Origin of the sequence: Desulfosarcina ovata subsp. ovata, from assembly GCF_009689005.1 — a bacterium.
In the GTDB taxonomy this organism is placed as follows: Bacteria; Desulfobacterota; Desulfobacteria; order Desulfobacterales; family Desulfosarcinaceae; genus Desulfosarcina; species Desulfosarcina ovata.
The window spans coordinates 2,874,877-2,887,415 of record NZ_AP021879.1 but is presented as its reverse complement, the minus strand read 5'-3'; the positions used below and the strand labels follow the sequence as shown (position 1 = coordinate 2,887,415).

Genomic DNA, 12,539 nt, shown 5'->3' with positions numbered 1-12,539 from the left:
GTTCCATAAAGGCAACAGGCATACTGAATCAAGTGACGACAGGGACTTTACAATGATTACCCTCATCGAAGCCAATAACTATCGCTGTCTACATTACATCAGGCAACATCTTGAACCTTTTCAAGTTTTGGTTGGGCCGAATGCCAGTGGCAAAACAACCTTTCTGGACGTCGTATCCTTTTTAGGGGATTTTGTCTCGGAAGGACCGATATCAGCGATCAGCAAAAGAACTAAAAATTTTGAGGACCTGCTTTTTTGGCGAAAAGGCGACGGTTTTGAATTGGCCATCGAAGCGACCGTGCCAGAAAAAATACGTGATTTGTTACGTGACCCTGACTTTAAAACGATCCGCTATGAAATCGCTTTGCAATTCGATCAAACCAGCCAGGAAATATCGATCCGTGCTGAAAAAGTGCTTTTAAAAGTTCTGGAGCGCAAACCGGTGGAATGCCAGCGGTCCCTTTTTCCATCGGCATTAAACCCTCCTGAAACGATAATAACAGCGTCAAGGCTAAAAGGCACATCGGTCATTGTCAACAAAGTTCCAGACGGAAATGACAATTACTACTCCGAAGTTTACCGTGAAAAGGGGAAGGGCTGGGCGCCTTCTTTCAAACTAGGCCCCCAAAAATCCGCTTTGGCAAATCTTCCAGCGGACGAGGCCAATTTTCCGGCGACATCCTGGCTGAGAAACCTGTTAACTGAAAATGTCACCCAGCTCATGCTTAATAGCTTGCTGATTCGCCAGGCAAGCCCACCGGGACAGGGGCGTAACTTCAAGGCTGACGGATCAAATTTACCTTGGGTAATTGATCGATTAAAAAGTACCGATGAGAATCGCTTTACGCACTGGATATCCCATTTGCGTACGGCCTTGCCGGATCTTGAAAATGTCCGTACCATAGAACGGGAAGATGACAGGCATCGCTATTTGATGCTTGAATATTCCGGTGGCCTCAAAGTGCCTTCGTGGATGGCCTCAGACGGTACCCTGCGATTGATGGCGCTCTCCATCCCGGCCTATCTCCCCAATTTTTCGGGCATCTATCTTATCGAGGAGCCGGAAAACGGCATCCATCCACGAGCGGTCGATACGATGTTCCAATCCCTTTCATCGGTCTATGACGCCCAAATTCTCGTGGCAACACATTCACCGGTTGTGCTCAGTTTAGTAGAACCCAGAAATGTTTTGTGTTTTGCCAAGACCGATCAAGGAGCCGTCGACATCGTCAACGGTGATGAACATCCGGCCCTGAAGGATTGGAAAGGGGAAGCTAATTTGGGCGTTCTGTTTGCAGGCGGGGTGTTGGGATGAATGCATATGAAGCAGATTTGGCTGTCCTCACGGCGGACAAAAACATGAAATTTGCCTTGGAGGGGTTGCTCAGCCGCCCACAGGCGTTGGCTGTTCGTCCCATATCCGCGGTCTTTTATATCCATCCGGAAAGCGACCCCGGGTGCCTGCTGCATGCCGATGCATTTCTGCGCCCTTTTGCCAGGCGATTTGCCCATGCTATCGTCATGTTTGATCGTGAAGGCTGTGGACAAGAAGAGAAGCCCAGAGACGAATTGGAGAAGCAAGTCACAACCATACTTTCGCAATCCGGCTGGGCGGAGCGGGCAGCCGTCATTGTTATCGATCCGGAACTGGAAAACTGGGTCTTCAGTGACTCTCCAGAGGTAGATGCCGCCTTGGGGTGGAAGGAGAACAATCCACCACTTCGAAAGTGGTTGGAAAATAAGAATTATCTTTTAGCTGATCAAATAAAACCAGCCCGTCCGAAGGAAGCCATGGAAGAAGCGCTTCGATACATCCGTATGCCGCGGTCTTCTTCTATTTATGGACGCATTGCCCGAAAAGTCAGTGTCGGGCGGTGCACCGACGATGCTTTTCAGAAACTGAAGGCAAAGCTTCACGAATGGTTTCCGCCTATTGATTGATCAAAAAAACTCGCTGAAGCGTGATTTCTATGCTGAGATTTGCAGAGTCCCACAATGCAATCGCAGCATATATGACTTTAAACGCGCTCTTCGTCAAACCCCACTATTAAAAAAACAAATCAAAGTTATAGAAGAGTTGACTCGAATATACAAAATGATTATTATAATTAAGGCTCCAAAAAATGGGATAATTGATGACGAATTTATCACGATTTGATTTTTCGGTTGTTCGTACCCTTCGCTTGAAAAGGGGCTTAACCGCCGACCAACTGGCCAGGAAAGCCGGTTTGACCAGAGCGACGATCATAAAGTTAGAAGGCGGATACGGCAATCCGACATTGGATACGATTGAGTCCTTGAGCCTCGTTTTTAAATTGTCTTCGAGCGAATTATTGCGGCTTGCCGAGGTCGCCCAGTGCGAGCAAGGAGCCGTAAAAACATTTAAGGAAGAAGGCAGAAACGTTTCCCACACCTGGTTTCCAGACTTCGAGATCTATCACATTCAAGCAGAAAAAGGTGTTCGGGGTATGTCGGAACCGGAGCGGCATGAAAACACTGCTGAAGTGTGTAAAGTGCTATCCGGAAAAATCAAGGTGTACCTGGCCGGGCAGGTACACGAATTGGCCCCGGGCATGGCAATCCGCTTTAAAGCACTGCAAGAGCACCGCTTCGATATCATTGAGGCCGCCGAGTTTCTTTTGATCCATCACAAATAGTTTTCGGTATGGCAAACCCATTAATATAAAAAGGAGAAAACAATGGCAAAGAATAAAGATGATCGAAGAAAAGAAGTAATCAAGGTGTTGAATCAGGCCAGGGCCATGGAAATGCACGCCATAAGCCAGTACATGAATCAACACTATAATCTGGATGACATGGATTACGGTGAACTGGCTGCCAAGATCAAATTGATCGCCATCGATGAGATGAGACACGCAGAGATGTTCGCCGAACGCATTAAAGAACTCGGAGGAGAACCCACCTCTGATTTGGCCATGGAGGTAACCAAGGGACAGAAAGTCAAAAGCGTTTTTCCATTCGATTCAAAACTGGAGGATGACACCATTGATGCTTATAACGGATTCCTTCAGGTCTGCCGGGATAACGGGGACAGCACTACCATGAAGATCTTTGAGACCGTTATCGATGAAGAGCAGATTCACATGAACTATTTTGACAACGTCGGCAGCCACATTGAACGCTTGGGCGATTCATACCTGGCCCGGATTGCCGGCACCTCGTCTGCAACCGGTCTTGGGAACAGCGGCTTTGTTGTTACCTCAGAAGGTGAGTAGCCCCCAAAGCGGCAACATTAGGGCAAGCAGAAAAACAATTTCCCCGGCTATCCGATCCTTTTTCCATCCCCCAACCCCATAATAAAAAGAGGTCCTGCCATGGAAAACGATGAACGCAAACCCACAACAACCGATGCCGGAATTCCTGTCGCCAGTGATGAATTCTCACTCACTGTCGGGCCCGATGGCCCCATCCTGTTACAGGACCATTACCTGATGGAGCAGATGGCCAACTTCAACCGGGAGATGATCCCGGACCGCCAGCCCCATGCAAAGGGGTCCGGGGCCTTCGGCGACTTCGAGGTAACCCAGGACGTCAGCGCTTACACCAAGGCGGCGGTATTCCAGCCGGGCATGAAGACCGATGTCCTGGCCCGTTTTTCCACTGTCGCTGGTGAAAGCGGCAGCCCCGACACCTGGCGGGATGTGCGCGGCTTTGCGCTCAAGTTCTATACCACCGAGGGCAACTACGACATGGTGGGAAACAACACCCCTGTTTTTTTCATCCGCGACCCCATGAAGTTCCAGCATTTCATTCACTCCCAGAAACGCCGGGCGGACAATGGCCTGCGCGACAACGACATGCAGTGGGATTTCTGGACCCTATCACCCGAGTCGGCCCATCAGGTCACCATTCTGATGAGCGATCGTGGCGTTCCCAAAAGCTATCGGCACATGAACGGCTACACCAGCCATACCTACATGTGGGTCAACGCCAAAGGCGAGCGCTTCTGGGTGAAATACCACTTCAAGACCGACCAGGGCATCGAATGCCTCATGCCGGCGGAGGCCGACCGGATTGCCGGTGAGGATGCCGACTACCACCGTCGCGATCTGTTTGAGGCGATCAGTCGGGGGGACTACCCCAGCTGGACACTACGAGTCCAGATCATGCCCTTTAACGAGGCCGAGACTTACCGGTTCAACCCTTTTGATCTGACCAAGGTTTGGCCTCACGGCGACTACCCCCTGCATGAGGTCGGACGACTCACGCTGAACCGCAATCCAAGCGATTTTCACAGCGAGATCGAGCAGGCGGCCTTTGAACCGAACAACCTGGTTCCAGGTATCGGTCCCAGCCCGGACAAGATGCTTCTTGCCCGCCTGGTGTCCTATTCCGACGCCCACCGGGCGCGTTTGGGCGTCAATTACAAACAGATCCCGGTGAATCGGCCGAAGAGCCCGGTACACAGCTACAGCAAAGGGGGGGCGATGCGGGTTGAGAACGTCACCGATCCGGTCTATGCGCCCAACTCAAAGGGTGGCCCCAAGGCAGACCCCGAACGGTATCCCGAAACGGCCGTCTGGAGTGCCAGCGGCGAGTTCATCCGAACCGCCTATACCAAGCGCAAAGACGATGACGATTTCGGACAAGCCGGCACCCTGGTGCGCAATGTCATGGATGACAAGGAGCGCGACCGACTGGTCTCCAATGTGGTGGGGGGACTGAAAAACGGCGTTTCCGAGCCCGTGCTGAAGCGTGCTTTCGAATACTGGCGCAGCATCGACAAGGAAATCGGTGACCGTATTGTAAAAGGTGTGACCGGCGGGTGATGTATTATTCCATGAACGCGGAACCACTGATCATCTGCTATATAATCAAAACGTATTAAGGATCGAAGTAATATTTCTCAACAATCCTTTCAGATCGAAAAGGAGCCAAGCATGGGATGCGAGACTGGCATAAAGCCACGAAAACCGATTGAAACTGCAAAAAATGTCAATAGTGAACCACAAAAGGAGGCTGAAGCAATGAGTTCAACGATGGTGCGGCGGGAAATGCCGAAATTTACAATGGATGCATATGATGCAAAAACTGGGCACTTCACAACCGTTTCAAGTGATGATTACAAAGGCAAATGGTCGGTAGTATGTTTTTATCCTGCTGATTTTACGTTTGTCTGCCCCACTGAAATCGCTGCCATGAATGCGAAATACGATGACTTTCAGGAACTAGGCGTTGAAATATTGGCCGTGTCGGTTGATTCTAAATTTTCTCACAAAAGATTTGTAGAAACAGAACCGCTCTTAAAAGATCTGAAATTGACTATCGGCGCGGATTCAAATCAGGAAGTCAGCCGCGCATTCGGTGTGCTTGTGGAAGAAGAGGGCGTCGCGCTTAGAGGCAGGTTCCTGTTCAATCCTGATGGGCTTTGCGTCGCCCAGGAGGTTCAGGCGGATTCTGTTGGGCGAAACGTAAATGAATTTTTACGACAAGTGGAAGCCTGGCAATATGCAACGAAAACAGGAGAAGTATGCCCAGCAGGATGGAGACCGGGCAAAAAGACACTTCCAGTGAAAACCGATGGGGAGCAAATGGCCGGTCATGTCGGAGATTATATTACAATAGAAGAAATTATGAGTTGAACAAAACTACTTTTTCCATAGCTTTCAAGATCATGCCTTTGGCAAGGCAAGAGGTGGGAAGCGGTATTAACCATACCGCTTCCCACCGAATAGCGCAGCTCCAAAAGACATGATCCTGAATGCCATAGCGCCCACTTCTTATTCTTCCCTTCTGTTTGGTTCTGTAAATAGCTTCCAACTCATTTTTTATGATTGCGCGTCCATTATTGTATCTCTCACATGGTGCCGGGCCAATGCCCCTGTTGGGAGACGATGGGCATCGGGAGATGGTCGACAACCTGAAAAGGATTGCCGCCAAGATTTCAAAACCTTCTGCCATGACACCTGCTCGAATCCAAACCTCGAAGAGAATCAAAGAAACCGGCGTTTGATAGAATGGGAAAACGCGCCTTCGGCCAGATTTTGCCATCCCAGGGAGGAACATTTGTTACCGCTGCATATCTGTTATGGTGTGGCCAATTGTGCTTGCAGTGAATTCTTCGAATTGGAAATCATCGGCAAAAAGGCCAGTGCTTTTCTATGGTGAAATTCTCGCTAACACAATCCTAACGCCCAGGTTTTATACCCGTCTCAGCTCCTGAAAATATCTCAGGACGGTTATGGACAGCATTCAAGCGGCTGTCCGAAATTATTTTTTGCCTGTACCCATACGCAAAGCGAGAAAGGGAGACGGAAGATGAAAAAACTTGGAATTGCAGCAGTGGGGCTCATCCTGGTCCTGATTCTATCGCCGCTATCGGCCTTTTCCAAAGGCCCGAAACACAACCCCATAAGAACACCGACGGCGTTGTTTCAGCACGTTGGAACCTTTGATGTGATGGCGGGGAACGGCTCCGCCGTGGCCGAGATCGTTGATGTCACGGTCAATGGCAAACAGCTGGTCTACACCGACAGTGAAAATGGGGCCATCGGCTTTGTCGATATCTCCGACCCGGCCCATCCGGTTGCCCAGGGCACCGTGGCGGTCGGCGGGGAACCGACCAGCCTGGTGGTTCTCGATCCCCTGGTTTTGGTGGGCGTCAACACTTCGGAGAGCTATGCCAGTCCTTCCGGAGAACTTGTGGTCGTGCACCGTAACAATCGAAAGATTGTCGCCGTTTATGAACTGGGTGGTCAGCCCGACTCACTGGCCCTGGCGCCGGACCGCAAGCGGGCCGCCATCGTGATCGAAAACGAGCGCGATGAGGACTTTGACGACGGACTGATTCCTCAATTGCCGTCGGGCACCCTGCTCATCGTCGACCTTCGCGGGCCGGCCAAGAAGTGGAAAATCACTGCGGCCGATCTCTCACCGGTGATGGAGAGTGCCTTTGCCGGCAGTGATCTGGAAGCCGAGTTCGTCGACATCAACAATAGAAATCAGGCAGTTGTGTCCTTTCAGGAAAACAACCATTTGGCCATCATCGATCTCGTCACCGGCAGGACCGTCAACCACTTTTCGGCCGGGTCGGTGGAACTGAAAAATGTGGATACGAAAGAAAACGACCTGATCGAATTCGACACCCCGATCACCAAACGGGCGGAGCCCGATGCCGTTGCCTGGATCGACGATGACTCGTTCGCCACCGCCAATGAGGGCGACTATGAAGACGCGGAGGGCGAGGAAGGCGGCAGCCGGGGATTCACCGTTTTTAACGTCGACGGATCGGTCGAGTACGAATCCGCCGAGTCTTTCGAGCATTGGCTGGCGTCCATGGGGCATTACAACGAGGGGCGTTCGGAAAACAAGGGGTGCGAACCCGAATCGGCCGAAATGGGCGTTTACGGCAACGGCCGACACGGCCGGACGTTGCTTTTCGTCGGCTCCGAGCGCTGCAATGCCGTTGGGGTTTACGATGTCAGCCACGGCTTTCCGGAGCCCCTGCAGGTCCTGCCCACCGGCATCGGTCCGGAAGGGCTGAAAGCGATTCCGAAGCGCAATCTGTTCGTTGCTTCCACGGAAACGGATGTGGCCGATGCCGGTATCCCCACGATGATCAACATCTATCGCCTCGGACAGGCGACTGCGGCCTATCCCATGATCGCTTCGGATGACGACGACAACGGAACTCCGATCCCGTGGGTGGCCCTTTCGGGCCTGGCCGGGGATCCGGAGGATGCGGACACCTTGTACGCGGTAAGCGATTCTTTTCTCGCCGAGGGGTTCATCTACACCATCGATGTCTCCTCCCAGCCAGCCAAAATCGTAAGCCGCCTGCAAGTGACCGGTGCCAGCGAATCCCTTGATCTTGAAGGTATCGCCGTCGATCCCGACGGAAACTTTTGGCTGGGCAGCGAAGGCAACGCCGGATCGCGGCCCAACCTGGTTCTCAAGGTCAATGCGTTGACCGGCGCGGTGATCAGTGAAATTCAGCTGCCCGCCGGTCTGGAAGAAAACGCCCGTAAGAACGGTATCGAAGGCATCGCCGTGACCGGTGAAACCGAATCCGAAGTCGTCTATGTGGCCATCCAGCGCGCCTGGCCGGATGCCGGCGACACCGACACGGTCAACACCAAGATCGGTCGTTACGACGTGGCAACCGGGGAATGGGGCTTCCTGCACTACCCGTTGGAAGCGGAAGGCAACGGCGGCTGGATCGGCCTCTCCGAGCTGGCCCTTCTTCCCGACGGAACGTTTGCGGTCATCGAACGCGACAAGGGCTGGGGGCCGACTACGGGCCTGAATGCCGAACTCAAGGCGATCTATGGCGTCGATCTGGCCGCTGCCGAATTCCGGGCGTTCGACGATACAGAGGGACTGGTCACGATCGATAAGACCCTCCTGCGCGACCTGTTGCCCGAGATGGCGGTCGCCAGCATCTGGACCGCCGAGAAGCTCGAGGGCCTCGCCGTTGCCGCTGATGGCCAAGTATATTCCGTAACGGATAACGACGGTCTTGACGACGCTCCCGGCGAGACCCTGTTTCTACGCCACGGTGATTGGTTTTAACGCGCCACTATCATTTTTTAGCTGAATAGAAAAGGGCCGGCGATGAATCGCCGGCCCTTTTTTCTTTCAGTTGATGGTACCGAATCGTTGGTTTGTGCGTTTCAGATGGCTACGCCGGCCTGGCGGTACCTTTTTGCCAGATCCATGGCAAAATAGAATCGGTCGATGAGCACTTTGATGACGTGAAACGCGAAGGTGGGGTGTTCACGAAAAAGGTATTCCGCCCGTTTTTGGTCAATGGGGATCAGCTGGCAGTCGGTAATGGCGACGGTCGTGTCTTCGTAGTCGCGGCCGTCGATGGATCCCATCAGGCCGATCAGGTCGCCGGGACCCAGTTCGACGGTGTGCTTGCCGCCAATCAGATCGATCCGGGCGGTACCGGATTTCAGCAGGTAGGTATGCTCTCCCGGCTGCCCGATATTGACGATGGTCTCACCTGCCTTTTTTTCGATGGTATCCTTTCCTTCGCCAAGCAGGTTCAGGAAAAACGTTCGTTCCTTTTTCATTCTCTCTCCAGCCATGGCGTTGCCTCCTCATGGATTTTTTCTCAGCTTTTTATCAACATCTGCTTTTTCGATTCACGCTCCAGAAATCGGGAGAATTTCTTTTTTATTTTGGGAAGCTTGTAATACACCCCAATGAATGTCTTATGGGTTTCCTTGGCCAGGCTTGATGGGTCGAAATAGGCCTTGGCGTTGTCCACGGTGAGTACGAAAGGCGGCTTTCCATTCCGGACCAGAATACAGCTCATCAACAGCGCCCCGGACCGGTGGTTGCCCTCTTCGAACAGTTGCGGCCGGCTAAGCTGCAGGATATAAACACCGGCCGCCCGTTTCCAGGGGGTGTCCTGTTTGTGTCTTTCCGCCCAGGCGCGGACGTTGGCGATGGAGAAATGATCCTGCGTGTAAAACCGTCTTTTGGTGGCTTCGATATAACCGCTGTAGTGGAACCGGGCTTGTGGGTCGGTGCCGCAAAGGACGATATTGTTGAGTTCCAGAAAGTGATCCAGCTGTTTGGGATGCAGAGGATTGATGTCCTGTTCCAACAGCATGTTGACGTAAGTGTAGCCGGCGAGCATGTTGGTCACGATGTCGTCCTGCATCGCTTCCCGGCGCATTTCCAACGTGTCATTAATGCGATCGAATTGTCGTTGCACGGCCCGCAGCGATTTTTCGACCCGGCCGATGTCTATGCGGCATTGGCACGCCATTCACGACTCCGTCACGTAAGCAGAAGTACATAAAGCAGGGGATCGCTTTTTCGATTCATGATGCCATTGCCTCCGGATCAGGAAAACTCGCCCTGGAGATACTCCTTGGTCAATTTCTGCTTGGGACGTTCGAAGAGTTCGCCGGTAGGTGCCATTTCCACGAGGTACCCGGTTCGTCCGCCCTTGGAGATGTCGACGGCAAAAAAGGCGGTCTGGTCGGCGACCCGTTGGGCCTGCTGCATGTTATGGGTCACGATGGCCACGGTGTACTTCTCTTTCAGCGCCACCATCAGCTCTTCGATCTGCCGGGTGGCAATGGGATCGAGTGCCGAGCAGGGTTCGTCCATGAGCAGCACCTGGGGTTCGGTGGCAATCGCGCGGGCGATGCACAGCCGCTGCTGCTGGCCGCCGGACAGGGAGAGACCGTTGTTTTTGAGCTTGTTCTTGACCTCGTTCCAGAGCGCCGCTCCCCTTAAGGCCTTTTCGACTTTCTCACCGACATTGCCTTTGAAACGGTTGAGCCGCAGGCCGAAGGCGACGTTTTCATAAATCGACATGGAGAAGGGATTGGGCTGCTGGAACACCATGCCGATGTTGCGCCGTACGGAGACCGGATCGACTTTTTTTTCGTAAATGTCCATTCCGTGGAATTGTACCCGTCCGTCAAAGCGAAACCCGCGGATGAGGTCATTCATCCGGTTGATGCTTTTTAGCACCGTGCTCTTGCCGCATCCTGACGGGCCGATGAAACCGGTGATCTGGTTTTTGCAGATGGGCACATGGCTGTCACGGACCGCCAGAAAATTGCCATAGTAGATCTTCTCGGCGAAGCAATCGAGGACCACATCGCCGGGGGTGTTATCCGCAGTGGGTTGTTCGTTAGTAGCGAGGGTGGCGGAATCCATTGGTATTTCCATTCGTTGACGTTGAATTAAATTTTTTTGCGCCGGCCAATAATGCGGCTGACGACGTTCAGGACCAGGACCATCAGGACGAGAACCAGTGATGCGGTCCAGGCCAATTCGATCTGATTGTCGAAGGGCATGCCGGAGTAATTGTAGATCAATACGGCCAGCGACGCGGTGGGTTCGTTGGCCTGCAGCCAGTAGTCGCTGAACAGGGCCGTGAAGAGCAAGGGGGCGGTTTCGCCGGCTGCACGGGCGACGGCCAGAACGACACCGGTGATGATGCCCGGTATGGCCACCGGCAGAACTACCTTGACCATGCTCTGGGAGGGGGTGCAGCCCATACCGAGGGCAGCGTCTTTCATGGATTGCGGAACCATCTTGATGGCCTCTTCGGCGGTGAGCATGACCACCGGGATCATCAACAGTGACAGGGCGATGCCTCCGGCCCAGGCCGAATAACTGCCCATGACCAGTACGACGGCGGCATAGGCGAAAACACCGGCCAGGATGGACGGCAGGCCGGTCATGGTTTTGGCGCAGAAGCGGGCGATCTGCGACACCCGGCTGTACGGTCCCAGTTCGGCCAGGTAGACAGCCGCCAGAACGCCGAAGGGAACGCTGATCACGGAGGCGATGCCGACCATGAAAAGGGTCCCCACGATGGCATTGCCGAACCCGCCGCCCATTTCGAAGGCCGTGGGTGGCAAGGCGTAAAAGATTTCGAGGCTCAGCCGCTTGCCACCGCGGTAGATCAGCATGATCAGGACAGAGAAGAGCGGAATGCAGGCGGTGACGGCGGCGGTGACGGTAATGGCGCTCAGGACGATCGACTTGAGCGCCCGCGGCTCCATGGGTTGCCGCTCGAGGTTCGGCAGACGGATGGTTTCGGTCAGTGTGATTGGTGTGTTCATCGTTTCACTCCGGAACTGGTGCTGGCCATGATCAGTGAACCGGCAATGTTGACCACCAGGGTGATCAGCAGCAGTACGCAGGCGGCGTACATGAGCACCGGCGTTTCAAGTTCTCCGGCTTCGGGAAAGTTGAGCGCCAGCAGGGCGGCCAGTGTGTTGGCCGGAGAAAACAGGGACAGGCTGATCTGATTGCTGTTGCCGACCAGCATGGCCAGGGCCATGGTTTCTCCCAGGGCGCGGCCGAAGCCGAGTACCAGGGCACCGAAGATGCCCGTGGATGCGGTGGGCAGCATGACCCTCAGGATGGCCTCCCAGCGCGTGGTGCCCATTCCAAACGCGGCTTCCTTGGTTTTGTGCGGTATGGACCGCAAGGCATCCTGGGAAACCGCGGCGACGGTGGGCAGAATCATGATTGCCAGCACCAGGGCCGCCGGCAGCAGGCCCGGACCGCTCAGGCTGGTCGAGAAGAACGGAATGAAACCCAGGGTTTCGTTGAGAAAATCAGCCAGGGGACGGATCAGGGGAATCAGACAAAAAATTCCCCAGAGGCCGTAGACCACGCTGGGAATGGCGGCGAGCAGTTCTATGATGGTTTTCAGAACCATTTCCACATTGTAGGGCAAAAAATCCTGGGTCAGAAAGATGGCGATGGTGATACCGAAAAAACCGCCGATAATCAGCGCCAGGATGGAGCTGTACAAGGTGCCCCAGATCTCGGGAAGAATGCCGAATTGGCCGGCATTGACATCCCAGGTGGTCGAGGTGAGAAAGCCGATTCCGTAGTCGGAGAAGGCCGGCAGTGCTTTGCCACCGATCTCGAAAACAATGTATCCCAAAAGCAAAATGGTGGCCAGGGTGAAGGTGTAAGTCAGCCCCCGAAAAGCTTTGTCGAAAAAGATGTCGGTGGATGACGGCGGCTTGGACAGGGGCGCCGTATTTTCGAATTCCGTGAGTGGGAGGGTCGTCATCGATCATGCT

12 protein-coding genes are annotated in these 12,539 nt (G+C 53.7%); 7 read left to right on the top strand and 5 right to left on the bottom strand.

Annotated features, from left to right (window positions below):
- The first annotated feature begins 52 nt into the window (after nt 1-52).
- The 7 genes from mads3 (at nt 53) to GN112_RS12850 (ending at nt 8,532) form a co-directional block, all read left to right on the top strand.
- A complete protein-coding gene (gene mads3 / locus GN112_RS12880) occupies nt 53-1,315 on the top strand; it encodes a methylation-associated defense system AAA family ATPase MAD3 (RefSeq protein ID WP_155310593.1) in 1,263 nt (420 codons plus the stop codon).
- Complete coding sequence (gene mads4, locus GN112_RS12875; protein ID WP_155310592.1) at nt 1,312-1,941, top strand: methylation-associated defense system protein MAD4; 630 nt, start codon at nt 1,312-1,314, stop codon at nt 1,939-1,941. The genes mads3 and mads4 overlap by 4 nt, the downstream gene beginning before the upstream one ends.
- Nucleotides 1,942-2,135: 194 nt before the next feature.
- The gene (locus GN112_RS12870; protein ID WP_155310591.1) at nt 2,136-2,657 is read left to right on the top strand and encodes an XRE family transcriptional regulator; all 522 of its coding nucleotides are present in this window, start codon (nt 2,136-2,138) and stop codon (nt 2,655-2,657) included.
- 42 nt (nt 2,658-2,699) lie between these two features.
- Entirely contained in the window at nt 2,700-3,236 is a 537-nt protein-coding gene (locus tag GN112_RS12865; protein WP_155310590.1) for a ferritin-like domain-containing protein, read from the top strand.
- Between the two features lie 99 nt (nt 3,237-3,335).
- Nucleotides 3,336-4,790: a catalase gene (locus GN112_RS12860; protein ID WP_155310589.1), complete on the top strand. Its 1,455-nt coding sequence runs from the start codon at nt 3,336-3,338 to the stop codon at nt 4,788-4,790.
- Nucleotides 4,791-4,901: 111 nt separating this feature from the next.
- Nucleotides 4,902-5,603, top strand: coding sequence for a peroxiredoxin (locus tag GN112_RS12855; RefSeq protein WP_155310588.1), 702 nt, complete (start codon nt 4,902-4,904; stop codon nt 5,601-5,603).
- Between the two features lie 676 nt (nt 5,604-6,279).
- On the top strand, nt 6,280-8,532 hold the full coding sequence (locus GN112_RS12850; RefSeq protein ID WP_155310587.1) for an esterase-like activity of phytase family protein: 2,253 nt from the start codon (nt 6,280-6,282) through the stop codon (nt 8,530-8,532).
- Nucleotides 8,533-8,633: 101 nt separating this feature from the next.
- On the opposite strand, the gene GN112_RS12845 is transcribed toward GN112_RS12850, so the two are convergent.
- The 5 genes from GN112_RS12845 to pstC form a co-directional block, all read right to left on the bottom strand.
- Entirely contained in the window at nt 8,634-9,038 is a 405-nt protein-coding gene (locus GN112_RS12845; RefSeq protein WP_162458910.1) for a Crp/Fnr family transcriptional regulator, read from the bottom strand.
- Nucleotides 9,039-9,079: 41 nt separating this feature from the next.
- Complete coding sequence (locus GN112_RS12840) at nt 9,080-9,742, bottom strand: hypothetical protein (protein WP_155310585.1); 663 nt, start codon at nt 9,740-9,742, stop codon at nt 9,080-9,082.
- A 77-nt stretch (nt 9,743-9,819) separates the two neighbouring features.
- A complete protein-coding gene (gene pstB, locus GN112_RS12835; RefSeq protein ID WP_197743322.1) occupies nt 9,820-10,647 on the bottom strand; it encodes a phosphate ABC transporter ATP-binding protein PstB in 828 nt (275 codons plus the stop codon).
- A 26-nt stretch (nt 10,648-10,673) separates the two neighbouring features.
- Nucleotides 10,674-11,561, bottom strand: coding sequence for a phosphate ABC transporter permease PstA (gene pstA, locus GN112_RS12830; RefSeq protein WP_155310583.1), 888 nt, complete (start codon nt 11,559-11,561; stop codon nt 10,674-10,676).
- Nucleotides 11,558-12,529 (bottom strand): phosphate ABC transporter permease subunit PstC, encoded by a 972-nt coding sequence (gene pstC / locus GN112_RS12825; RefSeq protein WP_155310582.1) that lies wholly within the window; start codon nt 12,527-12,529, stop codon nt 11,558-11,560. Before pstC ends, pstA begins: the two co-directional genes overlap by 4 nt.
- Nucleotides 12,530-12,539 lie beyond the last annotated feature (10 nt).